Source organism: Streptomyces albidicamelliae (genome assembly GCF_025642175.1).
Lineage (GTDB): Bacteria > Actinomycetota > Actinomycetes > Streptomycetales > Streptomycetaceae > Streptomyces > Streptomyces albidocamelliae.
This window is the reverse complement of the sequence record NZ_CP106795.1, coordinates 724,502-749,734: the sequence shown is the minus strand read 5'-3', so window position 1 is coordinate 749,734 and position 25,233 is coordinate 724,502. Positions and strand designations below refer to the sequence as shown.

22 protein-coding genes are annotated in these 25,233 nt (G+C 72.3%); 19 read left to right on the top strand and 3 right to left on the bottom strand.

From position 1 onward, the window contains the following. Window positions 1–63 precede the first annotated feature (63 nt). Window positions 64–315, bottom strand: a complete 252-nt coding sequence (locus N8I86_RS03695) for a DUF5133 domain-containing protein (protein ID WP_073895442.1) — start codon at window positions 313–315, stop codon at window positions 64–66. A gap of 33 nt (window positions 316–348) precedes the next feature. On the opposite strand from N8I86_RS03695, the gene N8I86_RS03690 reads away from it, so the two are divergent. The 12 genes from N8I86_RS03690 (at window position 349) to N8I86_RS03635 (ending at window position 15,201) form a co-directional block, all read left to right on the top strand. Next, window positions 349–516 (top strand): hypothetical protein, encoded by a 168-nt coding sequence (locus N8I86_RS03690; protein ID WP_263277091.1) that lies wholly within the window; start codon window positions 349–351, stop codon window positions 514–516. A 1,034-nt stretch (window positions 517–1,550) separates the two neighbouring features. Beyond that, window positions 1,551–3,167, top strand: a complete 1,617-nt coding sequence (locus N8I86_RS03685; protein ID WP_263277090.1) for an adenosine deaminase family protein — start codon at window positions 1,551–1,553, stop codon at window positions 3,165–3,167. Between the two features lie 891 nt (window positions 3,168–4,058). Then, window positions 4,059–4,535, top strand: a complete 477-nt coding sequence (locus N8I86_RS03680; RefSeq protein ID WP_263277089.1) for a hypothetical protein — start codon at window positions 4,059–4,061, stop codon at window positions 4,533–4,535. 164 nt (window positions 4,536–4,699) lie between these two features. Beyond that, the gene (pelF, locus tag N8I86_RS03675; protein ID WP_073895448.1) at window positions 4,700–6,208 is read left to right on the top strand and encodes a GT4 family glycosyltransferase PelF; all 1,509 of its coding nucleotides are present in this window, start codon (window positions 4,700–4,702) and stop codon (window positions 6,206–6,208) included. Then, window positions 6,205–7,599: a hypothetical protein gene (locus tag N8I86_RS03670; RefSeq protein ID WP_263277088.1), complete on the top strand. Its 1,395-nt coding sequence runs from the start codon at window positions 6,205–6,207 to the stop codon at window positions 7,597–7,599. The genes pelF and N8I86_RS03670 overlap by 4 nt, the downstream gene beginning before the upstream one ends. Window positions 7,600–7,635: 36 nt before the next feature. After that, window positions 7,636–8,637, top strand: a complete 1,002-nt coding sequence (locus N8I86_RS03665) for a GDP-mannose 4,6-dehydratase (RefSeq protein ID WP_123439033.1) — start codon at window positions 7,636–7,638, stop codon at window positions 8,635–8,637. Window positions 8,638–8,686: 49 nt separating this feature from the next. After that, window positions 8,687–9,400, top strand: a complete 714-nt coding sequence (locus N8I86_RS03660) for a nucleotidyltransferase family protein (RefSeq protein ID WP_263277087.1) — start codon at window positions 8,687–8,689, stop codon at window positions 9,398–9,400. A 7-nt stretch (window positions 9,401–9,407) separates the two neighbouring features. Further along, window positions 9,408–10,313, top strand: a complete 906-nt coding sequence (locus N8I86_RS03655) for an NAD-dependent epimerase/dehydratase family protein (protein ID WP_263277086.1) — start codon at window positions 9,408–9,410, stop codon at window positions 10,311–10,313. Beyond that, complete coding sequence (locus N8I86_RS03650) at window positions 10,310–10,981, top strand: spherulation-specific family 4 protein (RefSeq protein ID WP_263277085.1); 672 nt, start codon at window positions 10,310–10,312, stop codon at window positions 10,979–10,981. Before N8I86_RS03655 ends, N8I86_RS03650 begins: the two co-directional genes overlap by 4 nt. A gap of 36 nt (window positions 10,982–11,017) precedes the next feature. Continuing rightward, entirely contained in the window at window positions 11,018–11,674 is a 657-nt protein-coding gene (locus N8I86_RS03645; protein ID WP_073895458.1) for a maltokinase N-terminal cap-like domain-containing protein, read from the top strand. Window positions 11,675–12,303: 629 nt separating this feature from the next. After that, entirely contained in the window at window positions 12,304–14,160 is a 1,857-nt protein-coding gene (locus N8I86_RS03640) for a M1 family metallopeptidase (RefSeq protein WP_263277084.1), read from the top strand. A gap of 186 nt (window positions 14,161–14,346) precedes the next feature. Further along, window positions 14,347–15,201 carry a lysozyme gene (locus N8I86_RS03635; RefSeq protein ID WP_385328317.1) on the top strand — a complete coding sequence of 285 codons (855 nt, stop codon included), beginning with the start codon at window positions 14,347–14,349 and terminating at the stop codon, window positions 15,199–15,201. Between the two features lie 68 nt (window positions 15,202–15,269). On the opposite strand, the gene N8I86_RS03630 is transcribed toward N8I86_RS03635, so the two are convergent. Then, window positions 15,270–15,752, bottom strand: a complete 483-nt coding sequence (locus tag N8I86_RS03630) for a MarR family winged helix-turn-helix transcriptional regulator (protein ID WP_073895464.1) — start codon at window positions 15,750–15,752, stop codon at window positions 15,270–15,272. Window positions 15,753–15,809: 57 nt separating this feature from the next. Here N8I86_RS03630 and N8I86_RS03625 point away from each other — a divergent pair, with 57 nt between their 5' ends. Continuing rightward, window positions 15,810–16,637, top strand: a complete 828-nt coding sequence (locus N8I86_RS03625) for an alpha/beta fold hydrolase (RefSeq protein ID WP_073895466.1) — start codon at window positions 15,810–15,812, stop codon at window positions 16,635–16,637. 336 nt (window positions 16,638–16,973) lie between these two features. On the opposite strand, the gene N8I86_RS03620 is transcribed toward N8I86_RS03625, so the two are convergent. Next, window positions 16,974–18,401: a pre-peptidase C-terminal domain-containing protein gene (locus N8I86_RS03620; RefSeq protein ID WP_263277082.1), complete on the bottom strand. Its 1,428-nt coding sequence runs from the start codon at window positions 18,399–18,401 to the stop codon at window positions 16,974–16,976. Between the two features lie 347 nt (window positions 18,402–18,748). Between N8I86_RS03620 and N8I86_RS03615 the strand changes: the two genes are divergently transcribed. The 6 genes from N8I86_RS03615 (at window position 18,749) to N8I86_RS03590 (ending at window position 24,986) form a co-directional block, all read left to right on the top strand. Then, window positions 18,749–19,693 (top strand): ABC transporter substrate-binding protein, encoded by a 945-nt coding sequence (locus N8I86_RS03615; RefSeq protein ID WP_079192527.1) that lies wholly within the window; start codon window positions 18,749–18,751, stop codon window positions 19,691–19,693. A gap of 2 nt (window positions 19,694–19,695) precedes the next feature. After that, the gene (locus tag N8I86_RS03610; protein ID WP_263277081.1) at window positions 19,696–20,658 is read left to right on the top strand and encodes an amino acid ABC transporter permease; all 963 of its coding nucleotides are present in this window, start codon (window positions 19,696–19,698) and stop codon (window positions 20,656–20,658) included. An 8-nt stretch (window positions 20,659–20,666) separates the two neighbouring features. Further along, window positions 20,667–21,419 carry an amino acid ABC transporter ATP-binding protein gene (locus N8I86_RS03605; protein ID WP_073896674.1) on the top strand — a complete coding sequence of 251 codons (753 nt, stop codon included), beginning with the start codon at window positions 20,667–20,669 and terminating at the stop codon, window positions 21,417–21,419. Next, complete coding sequence (locus tag N8I86_RS03600) at window positions 21,416–22,630, top strand: M20 family metallopeptidase (RefSeq protein WP_263277080.1); 1,215 nt, start codon at window positions 21,416–21,418, stop codon at window positions 22,628–22,630. The genes N8I86_RS03605 and N8I86_RS03600 overlap by 4 nt, the downstream gene beginning before the upstream one ends. A gap of 76 nt (window positions 22,631–22,706) precedes the next feature. Then, window positions 22,707–23,999, top strand: a complete 1,293-nt coding sequence (locus tag N8I86_RS03595) for a cyanophycinase (RefSeq protein ID WP_263277079.1) — start codon at window positions 22,707–22,709, stop codon at window positions 23,997–23,999. Between the two features lie 123 nt (window positions 24,000–24,122). Further along, window positions 24,123–24,986 (top strand): MurR/RpiR family transcriptional regulator, encoded by an 864-nt coding sequence (locus tag N8I86_RS03590; protein ID WP_073895475.1) that lies wholly within the window; start codon window positions 24,123–24,125, stop codon window positions 24,984–24,986. Window positions 24,987–25,233: the final 247 nt, after the last annotated feature.

Genomic DNA, 25,233 nt, shown 5'->3' with positions numbered 1-25,233 from the left:
CCGCCGGTACGGAGCGGCACACCGGCGGTCCAGGTGCCTGCCGGTGTGCCGCTCCGGGTGCGCTCAGGCCGCGGGTTCCGCCGTGCCGGCCGACTGGACCAGGGAGTCGTCCTCCGGGCGGGCCCCGGACAGGCGGTGGCGGGCCGCGATGACGGCCATGTCCACGTCCTTGGTGCCGGTGGCGACGCACAGCGAGTAGGAGATGTCCGCGAGCCGCTGCCGCGCCTGCGGTGTGCTCTCCTTCGCCCCGAGCAGTGACAGGGCCTCGTACTGGGCGATGAGGTCCTCGAGTACCGCGGGGTGTGCCATCAGCATGGGCGCCGCCTCCTGGTGTCTTGCCGTCTTGCCATGCCTCGCCGTGGTGCGAAGTCGCAGCGCGAATACCCGCGGCCGCGTCCCGCATGCATCCCGGATCCCACGGACCTCTCCGGCCTCGGCCGGGACGCGTCCCGGCCGCTCGTCCTGGACGCCGCCGGACCCGACCGGATCGCCGCCGCGGACCTGCCCGGCGGGTGACGGGCCGGTGCGCACGGGTCCGGGACCCCGGACGGTGGGCTCGGCTCCCGGTGGTGGGCTCGGCCCCGAGCGGTGGGCTCGGTCCGGACGGTGGGTTCGGCTCCTGGTGGTGGGCTCGGTCCGGGCGGTGGGTTCGGCTCCTGGTGGTGGGCTCGGCCCCGGACGGTGGGTTCGGCTCCTGGTGGTGGGCTCGGCCCCGGACGGTGGGTTCGGCTCCTGGTGGTGGGCTCGGCCCCGAGCCGTGGGCTCGGTCCGGGCGGTGGGCTCGGTCCGGGCGGTGGGCTCGGTCCGGATGGCGCGCTCGGCCGGGCTCGGGCCGGACGGCTGGGAGGTCTGAGGGGCGAGGGGCCGGCCGGAGGGGCGGGAGCCGACCGGTCCGCCGGTGCGCGGGCCCTGGTAGTACCTGTACTCGCGGGGGCCTGGACGGTGCGGGGCTGCCGGGGCTGCGGGGTGCGGGGCTGCGGGGTGCCGTCGGGGGCTGCGCGGCGCTGGGCCGCCGGGGCTGCGGGGCGTGGGACCGCGCGGTGCCCCCGGGGGCTGCGCGGCGGCTGGGCCGCCGTGGCTGCGAGGTGCGGGACCGCCGGGGCGTGGGACCGTGCTGGGCCGCCGGGGCTGCGGGGCGTGGGACCGCGCGGTGCCCCCGGGGGCTGCGCGGCGGCTGGGCCGCCATGGCTGCGAGGTGCGGGACCGCCGGGGCGTGGGACCACGCTGGGCCGCCGGGGCTGCGGGGCGTGGGACCGTGCGGTGCCGTCGGGGCCGCGGGGTGCTGGGCCGCCGTGGCCGCGGGGTGCGGGGCCGTGCGGTGCCGTCGGGGCTGCGGGGTGCTGGGCCGCCGGGGCTGCGGGGTGCCGGCCCGCCGCTGGCGCGGGGTGCCGGGACGCGCGGCGCCGTGGCCGCGGGATGCGGCGCCGTCGGCCGCGGAGGGCGGTGGTACCTCTGTCCGCCCGAGCCGCAGGTCACCCGGTCGGGTGCTCTCCGGCCGACGCCCACCGGGAGAAACGATGCGGCGGTGCTCCGTCCCTGATCATGCCCCTGTGACTCTGCAACGTCGAAGTGCCGTGCGCCGCCGGGTCGTTCCCGCCGCGCTCGGCACCCTCAGTGTCCTTTCCCTGGTGTCCGCCCTGCCCGCCGCCGCGCAACCGGCGCGCCCGGACGCCCGGCCCGCCGCGCTCGCGCCCCGGCCGGTCACGGTCGCGGAGGCGCGCACCGACGCCTACCTCCGGTCCGTGCACGACCGGCCCGCGGCCCTGCGCGACTTCTTCCGGCAGCTGCCCAAGGGCGGGGACCTGCACAACCACCTGTCCGGCGCGGTGTCCACGGAGTACCTGATCGAGCTGGCCGCCGAGGACGGGCTGTGCGTCGACACCGCCACCCTGACCGCCGTCGCTCCGCCCTGCGGCCCCGGCACCCGCCCGGCCGCCGACGCGCGCACGGACCGCGCCTTCCACGACGCGCTCGTCCGCGCCTGGTCCATGGAGGACTTCCCGCCCGGGCAGAGTGGCCACGACCACTTCTTCGACACCTTCGGCAAGTTCGGCGAGGTCACCTGGCGGCACCGGGGCAAGCTCCTCGCGAACGTCGCCGACACCGTCGTACGCGACAACCAGTTCTACCTCGAGACGATGGTCACCCCCGCCTCCGACGGGGCGAGGAACCTCGCCGCCGAGGTCGGCTGGGACGCCGACCTCGCCGCCCTGCACCGCAAGCTGCTCGCCGGCGGCAGGCTGGACAACCTCGTCGCCGACGCCCGCAAGGAGGCCGACGACGGCGACGCCGAGTTCCGCGCCGCCGAGCACTGCGGCACCTCGCGGGCCCGGCCCGCCTGCGGCCTCGTCGTCCGCTGGATCTCCCAGGCGTCGCGCGGCAGTTCGCCGGAACGCGTCTTCACCCAGCTCGCCCTCGGCATGCGGCTGGCCGAGGCCGACCCGCGCTTCGTCGCGGTCAACCTCGTCCAGCCCGAGGACTGGGACAGCTCCCTGCGCGACTACAGCCTGCAGATGCGCATGGTCGGCTACCTGCGCACCCAGTACCCGAAGGCCCATGTCAGCCTGCACGCGGGCGAGTTGTGGCCGGGGCTGGTCAAGCCCGAGGACCTGAGGTTCCACATCCGGGAGGCCGTGCGGGTCGCCGGCGCCGACCGCGTCGGACACGGCGTGGACCTCGTCCACGAGGACGACTGGCAGCAGACCGCGCGCACCATGGCGGCCCGCCGGATCGCCGTCGAGGTGCCCTTCTCCAGCAACGCCCAGATCCTCGGCGTCAAGGGCGGCGACCACCCCTTCACCACCTACCGCCGCTACGGCGTCCCGGTCGTCCTCGCCACCGACGACCCCGGTGTGTCCCGTATCGACATCGCCCACGAGTACCAGTACGCCGCCGGTACCTACGGGCTCGGCTATCCCGAGCTGAAGGACCTGGCCCGAGCCTCGCTGGCGTACGGCTTCCTGCCCGGCGCCGACCTGTGGCGGGGCAACCCCACCGTCGACGGCTACCGGCCGGTCACGGCCTGCCGTGGGGAACGCCCGGGCCTGCCCGTGCGCGGCGCGGCCTGCCGGCACCTCCTCATGGACAGCCCCAAGGCCCGGCTCGAATGGCGCCAGGAGGCCGCCTTCGCCGCCTTCGAACAGGCGCACACCCGCAAGGCGCACTGACCTCGCGACCGGTGGGCCGGGGCGGGCCGACAGTGGCCCGCCCCGGCCCACCGCCATGTCCGAGGAGGCGGGAGCAGGGCGCCGGGGGTGCTTTCGGCCGACCGCGGTCCTGTGGCCAAGAACCGACCAACAGCACAACCGGTAGCCATCATTCCGCCGACGCGGTCATGCTTCCCCGGCATTGATGCCGCCGCACTCGCAGGCCCTCGCGAAGCCGCGCCCGCACCCTGCTCCGGTTGGCCCGGCGGGGGGCCCGCGTGGCATCCGGCCCCGCCGCCCGGCTGCGGGCGACACGCCTGCGCGGTCCTGAAGACGTCCAGGTGGAACGCGCGTTCGGAGGGTGACGGGTGCCTCCCGGCGGAGGGTTCGCACGGCCCGCCGCGGGGCGCTTGCCTCCCGCCCGGCTCCCGCCCCCTTCGCCCCCCGAACCGCCACCGCCCGGCCGGGTCGCCCGTCGAACCGGCACGCCCGGGACGCGCGTGCCCGGCGCCCGGCGGAAGGCTTGATTCCGTAAATTGGTGGCTGAAAATCGTCCTTCGCGCGGCCATCGTTCCCGGCAGTCGATCACCGAAGTCCGGTCCTGCGGAACGGCGTTGCCCTCTCGGCCCCCGATCGGCTGCCGGACCAGCGGTTCGTCGTCCGCCGTCCGCCGCGGCCGTCTCGCCGGGCGAGGGAAATCAGGCCCTACGGGTCGCTTCGGGACGCCTCCGGACAGCTGCACTTTTCCGTCAGCTTTCGTCCGACGCCCACAAAAGCTACACAGAGCCATCACCATGTGACGCGACGGATGCGTCGACGACCGGCTTCTGAGGGGGATCCGGCGTCGCGCAAGGGGGTGCGCCCGTTCCACGGGAGCGCGCTCACCCCTGCCCGGGGAGGGGACTTCACCGCATGCAGCGGACCTTACGCACCACCGTGCCTACGGTGGGCGTGCTCGACGCCGGACCCGGCCGCCAGGCCGGTCCGGCACAGGCCGGCACCGGCGCGCCGCGACCCGGCCGCGGAGTTCCGGTGGTGCGCGACGGCGGCCCGGCCCCCGAGGCCACGGCCGGCGAACCCGGGGCCGGCACGCCGTACGCGACGGCCGACCCCACCCGGTCCGGCCCCGCGCTCTCCGACCGCCCCACCCCCGACGCCGTCCACCGCACGGACACCACCGACGGCCGGACCAGGCCGACGCGACTCTCCGCCGTCCTGCCCGGCGGCAACCAGGTCGCGGCCGTCCCGGGCCGCGCCCACCCGGGCGAACGGTCCGGCCGGACCGCCGTGCGCGGCAGCGGGCCCACCCACCTCCTGCCGCCGGCCGCCACGACCACCCCCGGGGCGGCCGCCGCCCCGGCACCCGCACCGAAGGTCCGCCGGGCGTGACCGAACGGGTCCCGTACCCGCCCGACAACTGATCAGCGCACCGATCCCCGGGCCCGTCCGGTCGCTCCCGTCGACACGGGACGCCCAGGCCCGGACCCCGGCCGCCCGATCGCCGCCGGCGCCCACACGACCACCCCACACCCCGGCCGTGGAGCACAACAGCCATGCATGTTCATCCCGGCGCGCGCCGACACGGCGCCGCGCACGTCACCCTGCTCACCGAAGGCACCTATCCGCACAGCCACGGCGGCGTCAGCGTCTGGTGCGACCAACTCGTCCAGGGCATGCCCGACCTCGACTTCGACGTCGTCGCCGTCACCGGCACCGGGCGCGAACCCGTCGTGTGGGACCTGCCCGCCCACGTCCACGACGTGCTCACCGTCCCCATGTGGGGGCCGCCGCCGGACGGCCGCCCGCCCCGCGGGCGCTCCCGCAACCGGCTAGCCGCCGCCTACGAACGCTTCCTGACCGCCCTTCTCGACCCGCGCACCGAGGACGAGTTCGGGCCCGCGCTGTACGCCCTGGCCCGGGCCGCAGCCGACGGCACGCTCAGCCCGTTCCTGCGCGGCGACCGGGCCGTCGCCATCCTCGCCGCCGTGTGGAACCGCCCGGGGCTGGCGGTCCGCGAGGCCCGGCCCACCCTGCACGACGCGGTCACCACCACCGCCCTGCTCGAACACGCACTGCGCCCACTGGCCGCACCACCGCCCCGCCACGGGGTGGCCCACGCGGTCAGCGGCGGTGTCGCGGTCCTGCCCGGCCTCGCCGGACTGGACCGGTACGAGGTCCCGCTGCTGCTCACCGAGCACGGCGTCTACCTGCGCGAGCGCTACCTCGGCTACCGCACCGCCCCCTACCGCTGGCCGGTCAAGGCGGCCCTCCTCGGCTTCTTCCGGCTGCTGGCCGAGGAGAGCTACCGCCGGGCCGCCCTGATCACCCCCGGCAACCGCTACAACCGGCTCTGGGAGGAACAGGGCGGCGCCGACCCGCAGGCGATCCGCACCGTATACAACGGCGTGGACCCCGCGGCGTTCCCGGCGGCCGGCCCCGAACCCGACGTGCCCACGCTCAGCTGGGCCGGCCGGGTCGACCCGATCAAGGACCTGGAGACCCTCGTACGCGCTTTCGGCCTGGTACGCGCCGAGATACCGGAGGCCCGCCTGCGGCTGTTCGGCGGCACCCCGCGCGGCGGGGAGGCGTACCGCGAGCGCTGCGAGGCGCTGGCGGCCGAGTTGGGCCACGCGGACGCCGTCACCTTCGAGGGGCGGGTCGACGACATCAAGGACGCCTACGCGGCGGGGAACGTCGTGATGCTCTCCAGCATCAGCGAGGGCTTCCCGTTCACCCTGATCGAGGCCATGTCCTGCGGCCGGGCGACGGTCTCCACCGACGTGGGCGGCGTACGGGAGGCCGTCGGCGACACGGGCCTCGTGGTACCGCCCCGCGACCCCGTGCGCATGGCCGCGGCGGCGCTGGAGCTGCTGCGCGCCGGCGAACGGCGCCGGGCGATGGGGGAGGCGGCCCGGCTGCGCGTGATCGAGCAGTTCACCCTGCGGCAGACCATCGACACCTTCCGCTCGATCTACCTCGAACTGGCCGCGCACACCGAGCCGTTCACGGCCACCGGCAAGGAGCGGGACCTCCGGGTCGCGGCGGGGAGCCTGGCCGGATGAGCGGACCCATGGCCCTCGAACCCGGCGGCCCCGAACGGGACACCCTCGCGCTGCGGCTCGCCGAGCCGCCCGCGCTCCGCGACGACCGCACCCTGACCCCGCGCCTGCCCGGCCGGGGCCCCGACGAGGAGGAGGTGAGCCGGCTGGCCGCCGAACTCGCCGACCGCGTCGGCCCCGCCGTCCACCCCTACGAGGTCGCGGCCCTGCTGGAGGCCGAAGGCCTGACCGCCGAGCGGATACGGGAGCACTACGGCCACCCCGACCTGTTCTCCCTCGCCACCGCCCTCCACGAACGGGTGCCCCGCACCTTCCCGGAACCGGCGAGAGCGGCCGACCCCTGGCGCCCGGACCACGTCCGCTGCCTGCTGCGCGGCGTCCTGTTCGCCCTCCCCGGACTGGCCTACCTGCTGACCGCACCCCTGTGGCACCCCGGGCGGCACGCCGCCGCGCTCGTCGCCGCCGGCCTCGTCTCCTGGGCGTGGGGGCAGGGCCTCGGCCACCGCGCCCACCTGCGGATGACGACCGGCCCCCGGGAGGCCGCCCGCACCCTGCTGACCGGCGCTCCCCTCGGAGCGGGACTCGCCACGGCCACCGCCGTCCCGTTCGCGGGCGGTGTTCCGGTCGTCCTCGCCGCGGCGGCGCAGTCGCTGTACCTCGCGGCGGCCGGTGTCCTGCTCGTGCTGGCCCGGGAGCGGCTGCTGCTCGCCGCCCTCACCCCGCTCGTCGCGGGCGCCGCCCTTCTGCCCTGGTGGGAACCGGGCACCCTGCCGCGCGCCGGACTGACCCTGCTGGCGCTGGGTGGCACGCTCGCCGTCACCGGCCACGCGCTGCGCGGTCCCCTCACGACCGCGGCCGCGGAGGGTGAGCGGCCGCCGCTGCTGCGGTCCCTGCCGTACGGGCTGTTCGGGCTGGCCGCCGGGCTGCTCGTGGCGCTGGAAGGACACCGGGAGCCGTACGCGGTGATCGCGCTGACCGTCAGCATGGGACCGGCGGAATGGCTGCTGTACCGCTACCGGGGCCTGTCCGTCGCGGCCCTCCGCGCGGCCACCACGCCCGTGGGGTTCCTGCTGCGCTCGGCGGCCGTCCTCGGGCTGTGCCTGCTGGCGTACCTCGTGCCGCTGCTGCCCGCCGCCCACCTCACCGGCGCCACCCCGGCCGCCCTGCTGCCGCTCGCCGCCACCCTGTGGACCGCTCTCCTGCTCCAGGCGTTCGGAACCGCCTGGCCACCGGCGGCGATCTGTCTGGCCGCCGCGGGCGCGGCCGGCGCGGTCACGCTGCTGCACCTGCCACCGGGCCCGGCCGCCGCACTGCCCCTGTGCTGCGGCGCCGCCGCCCTCTGTCTCGTGGCGTGCGCGCTGCGGCTGCTCGGCCGCCCCGCCCGTCACACCTGATACCCCGTCAGAACACCTACCGTAAGGACGCGTCAGTTGACCTCCGCACCGCTCGCCGCCGTCACCGGAGCCGACGGCTTCATCGGCTCCCACCTCACCGAGGCCCTCGTGGCCTCCGGACACCGGGTCAGAGCCATGGCCCAGTACAACTCCTTCTCCTCCTACGGCTGGCTGGAGTCCCTGGCCCCGGACGTCCTCGACCAGGTGGAGATCGTCCTCGGCGACGTCCGCGACCCCGGCTCGGTCCGCGGGCTCCTCGAAGGCGCCGACACCGCGTACCACCTGGCCGCCCTGATCGCGATCCCGTACTCCTACCAGGCCCCGCACAGCTATGTGGAGACCAACGTCACCGGCACCCTCAACGTGCTGGAAGCCGTGCGGGCCCTCGGCACACCCCGGCTGGTGCACACCTCGACCAGCGAGACCTACGGCACCGCGCGGACCGTGCCGATCACCGAGGACCACCCCATCAACACCCAGTCCCCGTACGCCGCTTCGAAGGCCGGCGGGGACCGGCTGGCCGACAGCTACCACGCGAGCTTCGGCACCCCCGTGGTCACCCTGCGCCCGTTCAACACCTACGGCCCCCGTCAGTCCATGCGGGCCGTCATCCCGACCGTCATCGGCCAGGTCGCGGCGGGGGAACGCACCCTCACCCTGGGCGACCTGAGGCCCACCCGCGACTTCACCTTCGTCAAGGACACGGCGCGGGCCTTCCTGGCCGTCGGCACCGCGCCCGGCGACCAGGTCGTCGGCCGCACCTTCAACGCCGGTACGGGCGGCGAGATCTCGGTCGGCGACCTGGTCGCGCTGATCGGCAAGGTGATGGACACGCCCCTCGACGTCCGCGCGGACCCCGAGCGCATCCGTCCGGCCGCCTCCGAGGTGATGCGGCTGGTCGCCGACGCCGGCCGGCTGTCCGCGGCCACCGGCTGGCAGCCCGCGCACACCCTGGAGCAGGGCCTCGCGCACACCGTGGAGTTCTTCCGCGACCCGGCCAACCTGGCCCGCTACAAGACCGGCATCTACAACATCTGAGCCGTCCGGCACGTCCCCCGTGTCCTTGCGTCAACGAAGGAGGAGCCCCATGCACGCTGTGATCCTGGCAGGAGGCAAGGGCGTCCGGCTGCGCCCCTACACCACCGCGCTGCCCAAGCCACTCGTTCCCATCGGCGACCAGCACGCCATCCTGGAGATCGTGCTGCGCCAGCTCTCGGCGGCCGGATTCGACCGCTGCACCATCGCGATAGGCCACCTCGGCGAGATCATCCGCGCCTACGTCGGCGACGGCTCGCAGTGGGGCATGAGCATCGACTACGCCACCGAGGAGAGCCCCCTCGGCACGATGGGCCCGCTCCTCACCCTCCGGGACCGGCTGCCCGAGGAGTTCCTGGTCATGAACGGCGACGTCCTCACCGACCTCGACTACGCCGACGTCCTGCGCCGGCACGGACGGTCCGGCGCTCCGCTGACCATCGCGACGTACGCGCGCAAGGTGCACATCGACTTCGGCGTCCTCACCACCGACGCGAGCCGGGTCGTCGCCTTCACCGAGAAGCCGAGCATGGACTACCGCGTCTCCATGGGCGTCTACGGCGTCAGCCGCACCACCCTCGACGACTACACCCCGGGACTGCCACTGGGCTTCGACGAACTGGTCCTCGACCTGCTCCGCGCCCAGAACCCGCCGCACGCCTACGAGTTCGACGGCTACTGGCTCGACATCGGCCGCCCGGACGACTACGACCGGGCCAACGCCGAGTTCACCAGCCGCAAGTCCCTGCTGCTCAAGGGAGCCTGAGTCCCGCATGCGCATTCTTGTCCTGGGCGGCACCGGATACCTGGGCCGCCACGTGGCCGACCGGCTGCGCGCCCTGCCGGGCGCGCGCATCCTCGCCGCCGGCCGCTCCGACGCCGCCGAGTTCCGAGCCGACCTCGCCACCGACCGGCCGGAGCAGCTCGTGCGGACCCTGGCGGCGGCCGCGCCCGACGCCGTGGTCAACTGCGCGGGCGCGACCGGCGGTGACGCGGTGAACCTGGCCGAGGTCAACGCCCGCGGCCCGGCCGCGCTCTGCGCCGCGCTCCGCGAGGCGGCCCCCACGGCCCGCCTGGTGCATCTCGGCTCGGCCGCCGAGTACGGCCCCGGCAGCCCGGACGAGCCGGTCACCGAGTCCGCACCGGCCCGGCCGGTCACCCCGTACGGGGCGACGAAGCTGGCGGGCACGCTCGCGGTGACCTCCGCCGCCCTGGACGGCGTGGTGCTGAGGGTCGGCAACCCGGTCGGCGCCGGCGCGCCGAGGGCGAGCCTGCCCGGCCGGATGGCCCTGCTGCTCCGCTCGGCCGGCGCGGACCCAGGCGCGGTGCTGCGGCTGGGGGACCTCTCCGCGTACCGCGACTTCGTCGACGTACGCGACCTCGCGGGGGCGGTCGCCCGCGCGGTCACCACCCCGGGACACCTGCCGCCGGTGCTCAACATCGGCGGGGGAGTGGCCGTCCCCGTGCGGGAGTTGGTGCACGGCCTCGCGCGGCGGGCCGGCTTCCTGGGACGGCTGGAGGAGAGCACGGGCGGCTCGGCGCGGTCGGCGCGGGTGTCGTGGCAGTGCTCCGACATCACCGCCGCCGAACGGGCGCTCGGCTGGCGGCCCGTCCACGGTCTCGACGACTCCCTCGACGCACTGTGGGCGGCCACGGTGGAGAACGGGCGGGCGGCGTGAGCCTGTTGATACCGCTGTACGTGCATCCGGCCGAGGATCCCGGTGCCTGGCACCGGCTGATCACCGCGGCCGCCCGTACCTACGCGGTCGTCCTCAACCCGGCGAGCGGACCGGGCGCCGCGCCGGACCCCGCGTTCGCGGCGGCCGCCCGGTCCCTGCGCGCGGCGGGCGCCCGCCTGCTGGGCTACGTCGACACCGACTACGGCGTACGGGACCGGGCGGCGATCACCGAGGACGCGCGCCGCCACCAGGCCTGGTACGCGGCGGACGGCTGCTTCCTCGACCGGGTCACCGCGACCCCGGCCGGGCTGCCCGCCTGCCGGCACCTGGTCCGGGACCTGCGCCGGCTCGGGGTGGGCACCGTGGTCCTCAACCCGGGCGTCCACCCCGCGCCCGGATACACCCGGCTCGCGGACCTGACCGTCACCTTCGAGGGGCACTGGAGCACGTACGTCTCGGCGTTCACCCGGCCGGAGTGGACCGCGCGCCATCCGGCGGACCGGTTCTGCCACCTGGTGTACGGCGTGCCGGAGGTCCTCGTCCCGCTCGCCGTGCGCACCGCGCACGAGCGGGGCGCGGCGGTGTGCGGTCCGGTGACGGGCGAACCGCCCAACCCCTGGGCCGGGTTGAGCCCCGCGCTGTCCGGTGGGGAGGGTGTGGAAGGCTGAGCGTCGCCGCAGGAGCGCAACGGGAGGAACCGCCGCATGGCCCTGATCCACCGCACCACCGTGAAGCCCACGAAGGTCGAGCTGCTCACCGACTGGCTGCCCACCCGTCCCTGGTACCGCGGCGGACCGGACGCGCCCGTGCTGGAGAGGTCCGGCGGCTTCCGGCTGGACGACCCCGAGGGCGAGGTGGGCATCGAGTTCATGGTGGTCACCGACACGTCGGGCCCCGAGCGGATCGCCTACCTGGTGCCGCTCACCTACCGGGGTGCCCCGCTGGAGGGTGCCGAGCACGCCCTGGTGGGCACGATGGAGCACGGCGTGCTGGGCAAGCGCTGGGCCTACGACGGCTGCCACGACCCGGTGCTGGTCGCGGAGTTGCTGTCGCTCCTCGCGGGCGAGGCGCAGGCGATGGCCCAGAGCATCACCGACACCCCCGACCACGAGGTGACCCGCTCCGGCACGGCCGCGTCGCTCGCCCCGGCGGGCTTCGCGCCCGAGCCGGTGGACGACGAGGAGGGTACCCGCCTTCCCGCGCCGGGCGGTTCGGCCCTGCACGTCCACCGGGTCCTCGTTCCCGTCGACGAGAACCCGCCGACGCCGCCGCGGGGAGCCCTCGGCCATGTCGCCTCGGGGTGGAGCGGCCCGGCGGACACCCGCCTGCGCTCGGTCTTCATGACCCTGCGCACGCGCTGACGCAAGCCCCTCCGCCCCGGGCCGCCGCCCGCCGTCACCGAAACGGCGGGCGGCGGCGCTGCGCGTGTCCCACGATCACGCACCCGGCGGGACACCGGCACACCGTCGCGGCCCTCCACGCCGCGAGCCCGCGACCGGCGGCGTACGACACCCGGGCGGACCGCACCGCGCTGCGAGCGCGCGGGGATCCGGGACTCCCGGGCGCGGCACGCCGGGCCTGGGCCTCTTCGTGGTCAGCGGGTCACGGGCGATGGGGCCGGGACGGGGGCCGGGGCCGGTGTCGGTGTCGGGCGGGGCGGCGCCACGTGCCGTGGCACGCGGGCGAGTTCTGCCGCGCGGGGCCGCGGGAGTTCCCCCGCGTGGGGCTGGGCGTGTTCCGCCGCCCGGGCCGGGGCCGATCCGCAGGTGTGCCTTCCGCTTCCCGTCCCCGCCGAACCGTCGGAGACATCTGGCATGGACCGGTCAAATCTGTCACTCTTTCGGCAGCCGCCGCCCTGACCCCAGGAGGGCGCGGCAGCTCCTCCGCACTGCGATCGCGCAAGCACCGTCCACGGCCGCCCCGGCGCACCCCAGCCGGCCGGGCGGCTTTCGAGCAGGCCGGGATCCCGGCCGCCGCAAAGGAGTAGCGTGTGAGATCGACCCCCCACAAGGCCCTCGGCATCGGTGCCCTCACCGTCGCCGCGGTGGCCGCCCTCGTGCTTCCCGGCACTTCCGCCGCCGCCCGGCCGGACACGGCCCCCGCCGCCTGCACCCCGGCGCAGGTGGTCACCAACGGCGGTTTCGAGAGCGGTACTCCACCGTGGACCGCGTCCTCGTCCACCGTCGTCACCAGCCGTTCCGGGCAGACCGCCCACGGCGGCAGCTCCTACGCCTGGCTGGACGGAGTCGGCAGCACCCATACCGACACCCTCACCCAGAGCGTCACCGTCCCGGCCGGGTGCAGCACCGCCACCCTCACCTTCTGGCTGCACATCGACACGGCCGAGCGGACCACGTCCGTCGCCTACGACAATCTGACGGCCAAGATCGGCAGCACGACGCTGGCCACCTACTCGAACCTCGACAAGAACACCGGCTACGTCCAGAAGTCGATCGACGTGTCGTCGTACGCCGGGCAGACCGTCAGTCTGTCCTTCACCGGCACCGAGGACTCCAGCCTCCAGACGAGCTTCGTCCTGGACGACGTCGCCCTCGACACCTCCGGCGGCACCACGCCTCCGCCCGGCGACTCCACCCGCACCCCGGCGGCACCCTCGTACACCGTGAACCTGAGCAGTGACACGAGCGGCACCGTCTGGACCGGGCACGAGAACGTGACCTTCACCAACGCCTCCGCCACCGCGCTCGGTGAGCTCTACCTGCGGCTGTGGGACAACTACCACGGCACCTGCGGCTCGATGCCGATCAAGGTCAGCAACGTCACCGGCGGCACCGCCGGCGACCTCTCGGTGGCGTGCACCGCCCTGAAGATCACCCTGCCGGCCCCGCTCGCCCAGGGCCAGAGCGCCACGATCGGCTTCGACCTCGGCATCACCGTGCCGAGCGGCGCCGACCGCTTCGGCCACGACGGCGCCTTCAGCTTCATCGGCAACGCGCTGCCCGTCCTCGCGGTCCGCGACGGCGCCGGCTGGCACCTGGACCCCTACACCAACAACGGTGAGTCCTTCTACTCCCTGGCCGCCGACTTCAAGGTGACCCTCGACCACCCGAGCGGCCTGCTCGTCCCGGCCACCGGCACCTCCACAGACACCCCGGGCACGAGCGGGCGTACGGTCACCACGGCCACCGCGAGCAAGGTCCGCGACTTCGCCTGGGGCGCCGGACCCTTCACCAAGATCTCCGGAACCTCGCCCGGCGGCGTCCCGGTGAACATCTACTCCGTCACCGGCATCAGCTCCTCCAGCGCCCAGTCGATGCTCAGCACCGCGAAGACCGCCGTCGACGCCCACGCGGCCCGCTTCGGCGCCTACCCGTACGGCGAGCTGGACGCCGTCATCGACAACAACTACTGGTTCGGTGGGATGGAGTACCCCGGGTTCGTCCTGGACCTCGTCAGCACCACCGCCCTCACCCACGAGATCGGCCACCAGTGGTGGTACGGCATCGTCGGTGACGACGAGTACAACAGCCCCTGGCTGGACGAGGCGTTCACCGACTACGCCACCGACCTCGCCCTCGGCAAGACCGGCACCGGCTGCTGGAGCAGCGTCTCCTGGGCCTCCAGCGCCGAGAAGATCACCAACCCGATGGCCTACTGGGACGCGCACTCCTCGCGCTACTCCACCGTCGTCTACGGCTACGGCAAGTGCGCCCTGCACGACCTGCGGCGCGTCCTCGGTGACACCGCCATGGCCAAGCTGCTGAAGGACTACGCGACCGCCCACTGGTACGGCGTGTCCACCACCGCCGAGTTCAAGGCGGCCGCCCAGGCCGCCACGAGCACGGACCTCACCTCCTTCTGGAGCACGCACCGCATCGACGGCTGACCCGGTGGCGGCCGCCCCTCGGCGGCCGCTCCCGGCGACGGCCGGCCGGGGACGGGCACCCGTGCCCTCCTCCGGCCGGCCGGAGCCACCCGGATGGCCCAAACGCGCTCCAGGATGGCTTCGTTGGGCGGAACCCGGAGTGCGGTGCCGACCGACCCCGGGTCAGATGGACACGTGCGATCACCCATACGCCTCCGCCGCAGCCGCTCACGCCTGGCCCTCACGGCAGCCCTGACCGGCCTCCTCCTCGCCCTGTCCGCTCCGTCCGCCCTGGCCGGCACCGGCCCCGACGCCCCGGAGATACCGGTGCGGGGCAGCGCCTACATGGGCGTGGGCGTCCTCGCCCACGACGGGGCCGGCGACGACTCCGACGCACCCCCCGGCACCGACACCCCGCTCACCGCCACGCGCGCCACCCAGACCGAGGGTGTCGACGTCTCCAGTCACCAGCGCGACGTCGACTGGCCGACGCTGTGGGACAGCAGCACCAAGTGGGCCTACACGAAGGCGTCGGAGGGGACCTACTACACCAACCCCTACTTCAAGCAGCAGTACGACGGCGCCTACGACGTCGGCATGGTCCGCGGCGCCTACCACTTCGCGACCCCGGACACGACCGGCGGCGCCACCCAGGCGGACTACTTCGTCGACCACGGCGGCGGCTGGACCAAGGACGGCAGGACCCTGCCCGGCGTCCTGGACATCGAGTGGAACCCCTACGGCGACGCCTGCTACGGCAAGTCCAAGAGCGGGATGGTCACCTGGATCCGCGACTTCCTGAACCGCTACAAGGCCCGCACCGGCAGGGACGCGGTCATCTACACGGCCACCAGCTGGTGGACCGACTGCACCGGCGACCACGACGGCTTCGGCAAGACCAATCCGCTGTGGGTCGCCCGCTACGCCTCCGCACCGGGGACGCTGCCCTCCGGCTGGTCGTCGTACACGATGTGGCAGTACACCTCCACCGGGAAGACGGTCGGCGACCACGACCGGTTCAACGGCGGCCTGGAGGAGCTCCGCGACTTCGCCGGCGACTGACCAACGGCGTCGGCCGGCTCCCGGTCCACCCCGTCGGTCAGCCCCTTCGGTCCACCCTCAGCCCACCCTCAGTCCACGTCCACGTCCTCGAACAGCGCGTGCATCGCGCCGAGTACGCGCAGACACGCTTCGACGTCCCCCGCGGTCAGGTCACCGCCCACCTTCCGCAGCAGCTCGTGCTCGCGGTCGCGTACCGCCCCGATCGCCGTCAGGCCCGGGTCGGTGAGCCGGATCAGCGACGACCGGCGGTGCGCGGGGTTAGGGATGCTCTCCACCAGACCCTGAGCGGCGGCGTCGTTCACCATGCGCTGCACGAACTGCCGGCTGAGCGCCTGCGCCCGGCCCATCTGCGGGACCGTCATCGGCCCGCCGGTGCGCAGCAGATCGAGCACCGCGCGCACACCGACCGACAGACCCTCGATCGGCGCGGCCTGCTCCACCTTGCGGTGCACCCGCCGGTAGAGCGGCCCGACCAGGTCGAAGACCTCGGTGAGGCGATCGGCCAGCTCGTCCCGGGACGGTTCGGCGTGGGTACTGCGGTCGTCCTTCATGGGACCAGGATGACACCTTGGTTGCCAACGTGCCCAAAAAATGACACCTTGGTTGTCATGAGTCTCGACCTGGCTTCCACGCCCGTCCGTTCGCTCCGGACCGCCGACGGCTGCCTCGCCTACCGCGAGGCCGGTTCCGGAACCCCCCTCGTTCTCCTGCACGGCGGCTTCACCGACCACCGCATGTGGGAGGAGCAGATACGCGCCTTCGCGCCGAGCCACCGCGTCATCGCCTGGGACGCCCGCGGCCACGGCGCCTCCGACAACGCGACCGCACCCTTCCGGCAGGTCGACGACCTCGCCGCGCTGCTCCGCGGCCTCGACGCCACCCCGGCCGTGCTCGTCGGACTCTGCATGGGCGGCGGCATCGCCGTCGACTGCGCGCTGGAGTACCCCGAACTGGTCCGCGCGGTCGTGGTCAGCGGGGTCGGCACCAGCGAGCCCGTCTTCGAGGACCCGTGGGTGCTGGAGGTGGCGGGCGCCCAGCAGGCCGCCCTGGCCGCCGGCGACCTGCCCGGCTGGGCCGACGCGTACGTGAGGTGGGCCGCCGGCCCGCACCGGGACGTGGCCGACGTCGACCCCCAAGTGGTGCGCCTGCTCCGGGAGACGGGCCTCGGCACCCTGAGCAAGCACGCTCCGGGTGAGCCCGACCACCATGTGCCCGTCACGCGGACCTGGGAGCGCGTCCCCGGCATCGAGGTTCCCCTGATCGCCGTCAACGGCGCCCTGGACTCCGCCGACCACCTCGCCATGGCCGCCCGCCTGACCGAACTCGTCCCGGGCGCCCGCACGGTGACGGTCCCGGACGCGGCGCACTACCCGAACATGGAGAACCCGGAGCGCTTCAACGCGGAACTGGCGGGTTTTCTGCAGACGTTGCCGTAGTCGGTCGGTGGTGACGAGCACGCGGCGGGCGCACGGTGCGTACCCGTGCGCCCGCGCAACGGTGCGCCCTGGTGTCGAGTCCCCTCAGCAGGGCGGCGCCGTCTCCTGACACGACCGTGATCAACGTGCACAGAGTGACGCGGCCGAACAGCCCAACCCACCCTGTCGAAAACAGTGAGGTGGACGGAGTCGCATGGGGTGCGCCGAGGCACGGGAACTCGTGGTTACGCTTCCCAGCCGGGGGCGGTGAGTTGGTCGGCAGTGATGGCCGGCCGTTGGTACTGCTCCTCTCTCAGCCGGCCGGTCGACCGGCTGCGGTTGTCGGGGTGCCGCGGGTCAGCTCTTGGTGAGGGTGCAGGTGTAGGTCTCGGGGCCGGAGCCGCTGTACGCCTGCAAGTCGACGTAATAGCTTGCGGCGCCGGATGCCGTGCGGGTGAAGGAGAGGGACTCCGCAGCGCCGGCTCCGTTGTTGACAGAGCGTGCCTGGGTGCTGCCGTTCGCGTCGAGGAGGTACAGGTCGGCGTCGTAACTGGACGGGATGGCGCACTGGATGGAGCCGCTCTGCCCGGAGTTCAGGCTGAACTTGAAGTAGTCGCGGTCGATGGAGGACTGCATGCTGCCGGTCATGGTGAGGGGCGAGGTCAGGGCTGTGACGTCGTTGGCGCTGCTGCGTGAGTCGTTGGGCTCCGTCTCGCCAAGGCCGGCGCCGCCCGTCGGCCCGCATGATTCGGCGGTGCCGTTGTAGAGGTTGGCGTCGGCTGTGCCGTTGGTGACGCTGCGCCGGTAGTAGCCGCAGCTCGGGCGGTTTCGGAAGTCGAAGGTGGAGCCAGGCGCCAGGCGCCAGATCTTGTAGTTGGAGAACGTCAGCGCCTTGCCCGGGGTGGCCTGCTCGGGCTGGTGGTCGCCGAGAACGATGTAGGCGCTCTGGCCGTACTCGGTGGCCAGGCCGTTCTTGTCGATGAACAGGGAGCCGCCGCCCTGCTCGACGCCGACTCCCCACGCTGCGCCGTTGGTGGTGAGTCCGTCCTTGATGGCCCGTGCCACGAAGGCCATGGTGCGGCCCATGCGGTCGCGGGTGACGAAGTGGGAGTCGTTGACGGTGTTGGCGTAGTTGGGCCAGTTGAACATGCCTGTGGTGAACGTGACGGTGGACCTGTACGGCGCGGTCAGTGCTTCCGCGCTGGTGACGCTCCCCTTGCAGGCGTCGTAGACGATGGAGCTGTTGATGTGTGTGCCGGCGCTGCCGCCGCCGGAGCCGCCGCCCTTGGCGACCACGGATTCGACCGATGCCTCCAGCGGCGTGCCCTTCCAGGCGGAGTAACGACATTGGTCACCGCCGGCGAAGTACACGAATTCCGCGTTGCGGACGTCCGCGTTGAGCTGGGCGTTGCCGGCGTCCGACGCGGTGCTGAGGGTCCACGTCGTACAGGAATTCACACCTGCGAGGGCCATGACGGTGTCGCACTCGGGGGTCGCGCTGCCGGAGGTGGGCGCTGACCCGGCGAGGACGACGACGTCGAGGTCTCCAGTGGAGCCGCGGATGGCGTCGATGGCCCTGGTCATGGTGTCCGGTACGACGCCGCCGTCGCCGTTCATCGTGAAGGCGGGGCCCTGCCAGCTGGGGCGAGTGACGTCCGAGGCGCTTCCGAGCCGCACGCGGTCCGCAGCCGCATGAGCGGGTTCCTCGGTTGTGAGCATGGCGGTGAGCGCCAGGAGCGTGACCGCGACGGGGGTCGCGAGTCTGCGCGGCAAAGGTCCGGTCACGTGTCCTCCAGGTTTGCGGGGGTGGGCTCCGCGGTTGGCCGCGGTGTCGCTCGGGTTCGGAACTCGCGCACAGGGATGCCGAGTTGGCACGCACCGCGAGTACTGGAACATACAAGCAGGACCTACATGGCGATAGATGTAAGACGACTTTCAACGAGCTGCAGGCGAGTACGCGTGGGCGAAGCCCCTCGGAAACCATCGAATCATCTGAAATTGGGTGCCTCGCCGACCTGCCGCCGACACGTAACGTGCGATACATCTAGCCAAACCTTGTCGTTGTATGTAACTTCGCGGTGCAGTCGGCGGAGCACTCCACCGACACATATCTCCTGAGAGGTTCGAGCCCCATGAACGCTCGCCTGACCCGCCGCATGGCCGCCGCCGCTGCGGCGGCCACCGCGCTGACAACGCTTGCCGCCTGCTCGGACGGTGATTCCGCGGCTCCAGTGGCCGAGACTGCCTCCATAGCCGGCGCGAAAGTCGTCAAGGACCCGGCCCTGCACGACGCGCTTCCCGCCGCCATCAAGAAGGCGAGCACCGTGCGGGTGGCCACCGACGTGCCGTACCCGCCCTTCGAGATGTTCGTGAAGGAAGGCGGCACCGAGCTGACGGGCCTGGACTACGACCTCGGTCAGGCGCTGGGGGCGAAGCTGGGCGTGCGCTTCGTGTTCACTCCGCAGAAGTTCGACGGCATCGTCCCCGCCCTCCAGGCCGGCAAGTTCGACGCCGCCATCTCCGCCATCACGGACAACAAGGAGCGCCAGCAGGTCGTCGACTTCATCGACTACTCGCAGTCCGGCTCGGGCGTCCTGGTCGCGGACGGTAACCCCGAGAAGATCGCCACGCTGGATGATCTCTGCGGCCAGAAGGTCGCGGTGCAGGCGGCGACCAATCAGCTCAAGCTGCTGAAGTCCCGACAGTCCGCCTGCACGGACAAGGGCAAGGGGAAGATCGATGTGCAGACCTTCCCCAAGGACTCCGACGCCCAACTTGCCCTGCGGTCCGGCAAGGTCGTCGCACAGGTTCTGACCAAGCCCGCGGCCGGCTGGACCGCCAAGACGGCAGACGCCGGCAAAGCCTTCGATCTGGTCGAAGACCCCGCAGCGCCAGGCGGCTACAACGCCTCGCCCAACGGCATCGCCGTCTCCAAGCGGCTCCCCGGACTCGGCACGGCCATTCAGAAGGCTCTGCAGGCCCTCATCGACGACGGCACGGTGAAGAAGATCTACGACAAGTACGGAGTGGCCTCCATCGCGGTGAAGGAAGCCACCAGGAACGCGGCGGTCGACTGACCATGATCGACACCTCGTCACCCACGCGGAGCCAGGGCGCCGGCAGCGCGGCCGCCCCTGAGCTGCAGATCGTCCCCGTGCGCAACCACGCCCGATGGATCGCCGCCGCCGTGTCCATCGCCGCGCTGGCCGGGTTGATCGGCTCGCTGGCGAAGAACCGCAATCTGCACTGGGACGTCATCGGTCACTACCTGTTCGCCGGCCTGATCTTCGACGGCCTGACCACCACGCTGTGGCTGACCGCGGCAGCCATGGCACTCGGACTCGGCCTGGGCACGGTCATCGCGGTGATGCGCCTGTCCGCGAGCCCCGTCCTGTACAGCCTGGCAACCTTCTTCGTCTGGGTCTTCCGCGGTACCCCGCTCCTCGTGCAGATCATCTTCTGGGGATACGCGGCCGCCCTCTACAAGAACGTCATGATCGGTATTCCCTTCACCCACATCACCTTCTTCCAGGCCGAGACCAACTCCCTGCTCACCCCGGCCGTCGCCGCCCTGCTCGCGCTCGGACTCAACGAAGCCGCCTACGCCTCGGAGATCGTGCGCGCCGGCATCCAGTCCGTCGATCCCGGTCAGACCGAGGCCGCCCACTCGCTCGGCATGCGGCCCGCCCTGACCATGCGGCGGATCGTCCTTCCTCAGGCCATGCGGGTCATCATCCCGCCGATGGGCAACGAAACCATCAACATGCTGAAGATGACCGCCCTCGTCTCGGTCATCTCCGCCCACGACCTGATGTCCAACATCCAGGACGTCTACGCCCAGAACTACCAGGTCATCCCGATGCTCGTCGTGGCCAGCATCTGGTACCTGGTCCTCGTCACACTGCTGAGCATTCCGCAGACATGGTTGGAGCGCCGCTACGGCCGCGGGGTCACCCGCATGGGCCACCACTCCGCGCTGCAACGCATGATGCAGGGCGCAGTGAGCCTGACCCGTAAGCACAGCAAGGAGCCGGGTCGATGAACGCCCCCATGGTGCACGCCGAGCAGGTGCGCAAGCAGTTCGGCAAGCTCGAGGTCCTCAAGGGCATCGACCTGATCGTCGAACCCGGCCAGGTCTGCTGCCTGCTCGGGCCGTCAGGCTCCGGCAAGTCGACCTTCCTGCGCTGCATCAACCACCTCGAAAAGGTCGACGGCGGAAGGCTGACAGTCGACGGCGACCTCGTCGGATACCGGCAACAGGGCAACAGACTGCACGAACTGCGCGAACGAGAGGTCGCCCAGCGCCGCCGCGACATCGGCATGGTCTTCCAGCGCTTCAACCTCTTCCCCCACCTGACGGCGCTGGAAAACGTCGTCGAAGCTCCCGTCCGGGTCGGGGGAGTCCCGAAAGCCGACGCGTATGAACAGGCGCAGCGTCTGCTGCACCAGGTCGGTCTCGGTGACCGCGCCGGCCACTACCCCGCCCAGCTGTCCGGAGGGCAGCAGCAACGGGTGGCCATCGCACGCGCTCTGGCCATGAAGCCGAAACTGATGCTGTTCGACGAACCGACCTCGGCGCTCGACCCCGAACTGGTCGGCGACGTCCTCGACGTCATGCGCCGCCTGGCCGCCGAGGGCATGACCATGGTCGTGGTCACCCACGAGATCGGCTTCGCCCGAGAAGTAGGCGACACCGCCGTGTTCATGGACCAAGGCGTCGTCGTCGAGGCCGGCGACCCCCTTCAGGTCCTCGGCGAACCGGAGCAGGAACGCACCCGTGCCTTCCTGTCCAAGGTCCTGTGAGCGCCCCGCTGCGCCGGCAGCTCCACACCGCCGATCTCCTGTCGTCGGCCCGCGCCCACCAGAGCCAGTACGTGAGTGACCTGGCCGAACTCGTCGCCATCGACTCCGGCTCCTACGACGCCGAAGGAGTCAACAAGGTCGCCGACTGGGTCCAGACCCGCCTTGAGCGCCTCGGATTCACCGTCGAACGCATACCCCATAAGCATCCCGGACTGGACGTCGGCGACACGCTCCTCGCCCGCAAGCCCGGGCGCCTGACCCCGGCCGAAGGCGGCCGGCGAATCCTGCTGGCCGCGCACATGGACACCGTCTTCGACACCGGAACCGCCGCCGAGCGGCCCTTCCGCGTCGTCGGATCCACCGCGTACGGCCCGGGCGTGAGCGACGACAAGGGCGGCCTCCTCGCAGGCCTCACCGCTCTGCAGATCCTCCAGGAGCACGAGATCCACGCATACGCGGAGCTGGTGTTCCTGGCCACGCCCGACGAAGAGATCGGCTCTCCGGCCAGCCGGACAGTCACCGAAGATGCCGCACGGGACGCGCACTTCGCCCTCGGGCTGGAGGGCGCACGCGAGAACGGCGACCTCGTCATCGCCCGCAAGGGGGTCGCCGACTTCCGACTGACGGTCACCGGCCGCGCCGCACACGCCGGCATCGAACCCGAACGCGGAGCCAACGCCGCTCTCTGCGCGGCCCATCTCGTGGTCGCCCTGCAGGCACTCAACGGCCACCGCGAGGAGGTGACCGTCAACGTCGGCGTCGTCCGCGCAGGCAACCGCGCCAACATCGTCTGCCCCCACGCGGAACTGCGCATCGAGGTGCGGGCGGCCACCGAGGCCGGCATCCGCTGGGCACACCAGGCCATCACCGACCTCGCCCGGTACCCCGCCGTACCCGGCACCTCCGTCAGCGTGGAACAACTCGACCTGTGTCCGCCGATGGAGGACACCCCCGCCGCCCGACACCTGCTCGAGCAGGCCACCACCACCGCGGCAGCGCTCGGATTCAGGATCGGAGCCGCCGCGACCGGCGGCGTCGGCGATGCCAACCTCATCGCCGGACAGGGTGCCGTCGTCCTGGACGGTCTAGGACCCGTCGGCGGAGCCGACCACACCCCCGACGAGTGGCTCGACATCGGCAGCGTCCCCCAGCGCGTGGCGCTCCTCGCAACGCTGATCTCGTCTCTGGGTGACGCGAACCTCGATCGCTGAGTCCCTCCCTCCCGCAAAGCAAGCCCTCGCCCTTTTAGGGCCGACCCCCGCCGTTGCCCCGTCAGATGGAGCCCTCATGAACGCTCGCGCACTTCCGAGACGAACCGTCGTCCTCGGCACCGCCGCCGCCCTGGTCGCCGTTCTCACCGGCGTCCCAGCCGCCCACGCCGCTCACAGCAGGCAGCCGGCCACTGGCTCCTTGGTGCTGGTCGGAGGCGCCCTGGCAAGCGACAACACGGAGATCTACGGCGAGATCATCAAACGCGCCGGCGGTTCGAAGGCCCGCATAGGGGTCCTCACCGCCGCCTCGATCCCCGCGAGCCAGGACCCCGACTCCGCGGATCCGGACAGGTGCAGCAACTCGGCCTGCAACGGCGCCTACTACGCCTCCCTCTTCAAGAAGCACGGCGCAGCGGACGCCCAGTGGATACCGATCGACCTGGACCACATCGACAACGCCGACTCCGACACCATTGCCGACCAGGTCAGATCCATGACCGGCTTCTTCTTCGGCGGGGGCGACCAGTACCGCTACGTCACCACGTTGCTGCACGGCCACCAGCACACCGATTCCAAAGTACTGGCTGCCATACGCGACAGGCTCGCCCACGGCGCGGTGATCGCGGGCTCCTCCGCCGGCGCCCAGATAGCCGCCGGCCCCGACATGGTGACCGGCGGAGACTCCTACCCCGCACTCCGAGACGGCAGTTCCCCCGGCTACTTCGACGACCCCTCCCGACTCGGCTATCTCCCCGACGGAGGCTTCGGCTTCCTCGGCTCCGGTCTCATCGACACCCACACCGGCGCCGAAGGGCGCGAAGGACGGGCGCTGCGACTGGCCTCCGACACCGGACACGACCGCGTATACGCGCTGGACGAGAACACCGCACTCGTCGTGGACGCCCCAGGAACACAGCGCGAGGCCATCACCGTCCTCGGTGCCAACGGCGTCGGAGTCTTCGACCTCCGCCGCGCCCGCACCCGACACGACCGGCTGGGGTGGAGCCTGAGGAACGCGCGCTACACCTACCTCACCGACGGCGACCACTACGACCCCCGCCGCTGGCTCGCCTCGCCCGCGCAGGGCAAGCACCGACTGACGCCCATCGACGACACAGCCGTCCCCGCCAATGACGACGTCTTCTACTCCCTCGCCGACCCGGCCGGCACTCCCTACTCGTTCCGCGGCACGGCCCGCGCCCTCGCCGCCACGAGCGCACAACGCTCGGCCACCGCCGCCACCTACGAAACCGGCCCCCGATTCCGCGTGACCCTCACCAAGACGCCCGCCTTCTCCGCCTGGGCAGAGGAAGCCGACAGCGCCCCACAGTCACTCATCGACATGCGCATCGCCGTCGCACCCGAGTGACCTTTCGAGGCACCACAGCACGCATCAGGAGGTGAGCGCCGCTCCGCAGACCGTGCGGCCTCACCCCTCTGTCAGCCATTAGGCTCTGATCGTGCCCCGCGCACGTTCGGAAAGGACACCGTCATGGCCTCCGGCACACTCGCCGACGACATCCGTCAGAAGCTGGGCGAACTGAGCCCGGCCGAACGCAAGGTCGCCCGCGTGCTGCTCTCGGCCTACCCCTCCAGCGGGTTCGAGACCATCGCCATCATCGCCGAGCGAGCGGCCGTCAGTGCGCCCACCGTCCTCAGATTCGTGGCACGACTCGGCTATCACGGCTTCCCCGACTTCCAAGCCGCGCTGCGCGCCGAGCTCGACGAGCGCAGCGCTTCCCCGCTGGCCCTGTACGAAGCCACCGAAGTCCATGCCGGCGATGACTCGGCCGCTGGTCTTCTCGCCCGCAGCAGCCAACTGTTCAGTTCCGCCGTCATCCAGACCCTCGCTGAGACTCCAGTGGCCGATCTCGAGAGCGCCATTGCGCTGATGGCCGATCCCAAACGGCGCGTCACGCTCGTCGGCGGCCGCTTCACCCATCTGCTGGCCCAGTACCTCGGCCTGCACCTCATGCAACTGCGTGACGACGTGCACTTCCTGCCCGAACGCGACGTCGAGCGCACCGCCGCCCTCGCCCGACTCACCCGTCGCGACGTCCTCATCATCTTCGACTACCGACGCTACGAGGACGACAAGCTTCCCATCGCTCAGCTCACCCAAGAGCACGGTGGCAAGGTCATCGTCTTCACCGACACGTGGCTGTCGCCCACGAGCGCGCACGCCCAGGTCGTCTTGCCCAGCCAGGTATCCACGCCCTCTCCCTACGACAGTCTCGTGCCCACCCTCGCGGTCATCGAGACGGTCGTCGCCGGTGTCATCTCCGCACTCGGCGAGGAGGCGCACCGCCACATGCAGCACAACGAGGACACCGCCCGTCGCATCGGCATGGTCTGATCACCCCTGGACGGCGTTGGCCAGGGGAAGTGCCGCGCTCCGCCGCGCGAGCGCCGGCCCCTGGCAGACAGTGCACACCGCTGCCGACTGCATCCGGGCCGAAACTGTCATCGACGCCATCCGCGTCGCCCCTGCCCGGGCCGGTGCGCCTCGGTCGGTGACCCTTCGTGCCTACCGGCGCAGCCGCAGAATCAAAGCGACCGTCCTGGACCGAGTCACCGGAACGGCTTCGTATTTTGCTGCGGAA

What these genes read in the sequence shown, in the direction of transcription:
- N8I86_RS03695 (WP_073895442.1), bottom strand. Translation starts at nt 315, where the DNA reads ATGCTGATGGCACACCCCGCGGTACTCGAGGACCTCATCGCCCAGTAC.
- N8I86_RS03690 (WP_263277091.1), top strand. Translation starts at nt 349, where the DNA reads ATGCCTCGCCGTGGTGCGAAGTCGCAGCGCGAATACCCGCGGCCGCGT.
- N8I86_RS03680 (WP_263277089.1), top strand. Translation starts at nt 4,059, where the DNA reads ATGCAGCGGACCTTACGCACCACCGTGCCTACGGTGGGCGTGCTCGAC.
- pelF (WP_073895448.1), top strand. Translation starts at nt 4,700, where the DNA reads ATGCATGTTCATCCCGGCGCGCGCCGACACGGCGCCGCGCACGTCACC.
- N8I86_RS03670 (WP_263277088.1), top strand. Translation starts at nt 6,205, where the DNA reads ATGAGCGGACCCATGGCCCTCGAACCCGGCGGCCCCGAACGGGACACC.
- N8I86_RS03660 (WP_263277087.1), top strand. Translation starts at nt 8,687, where the DNA reads ATGCACGCTGTGATCCTGGCAGGAGGCAAGGGCGTCCGGCTGCGCCCC.
- N8I86_RS03655 (WP_263277086.1), top strand. Translation starts at nt 9,408, where the DNA reads ATGCGCATTCTTGTCCTGGGCGGCACCGGATACCTGGGCCGCCACGTG.
- N8I86_RS03645 (WP_073895458.1), top strand. Translation starts at nt 11,018, where the DNA reads ATGGCCCTGATCCACCGCACCACCGTGAAGCCCACGAAGGTCGAGCTG.
- N8I86_RS03630 (WP_073895464.1), bottom strand. Translation starts at nt 15,752, where the DNA reads ATGAAGGACGACCGCAGTACCCACGCCGAACCGTCCCGGGACGAGCTG.
- N8I86_RS03625 (WP_073895466.1), top strand. Translation starts at nt 15,810, where the DNA reads ATGAGTCTCGACCTGGCTTCCACGCCCGTCCGTTCGCTCCGGACCGCC.
- N8I86_RS03615 (WP_079192527.1), top strand. Translation starts at nt 18,749, where the DNA reads ATGAACGCTCGCCTGACCCGCCGCATGGCCGCCGCCGCTGCGGCGGCC.
- N8I86_RS03610 (WP_263277081.1), top strand. Translation starts at nt 19,696, where the DNA reads ATGATCGACACCTCGTCACCCACGCGGAGCCAGGGCGCCGGCAGCGCG.
- N8I86_RS03605 (WP_073896674.1), top strand. Translation starts at nt 20,667, where the DNA reads ATGGTGCACGCCGAGCAGGTGCGCAAGCAGTTCGGCAAGCTCGAGGTC.
- N8I86_RS03595 (WP_263277079.1), top strand. Translation starts at nt 22,707, where the DNA reads ATGAACGCTCGCGCACTTCCGAGACGAACCGTCGTCCTCGGCACCGCC.
- N8I86_RS03590 (WP_073895475.1), top strand. Translation starts at nt 24,123, where the DNA reads ATGGCCTCCGGCACACTCGCCGACGACATCCGTCAGAAGCTGGGCGAA.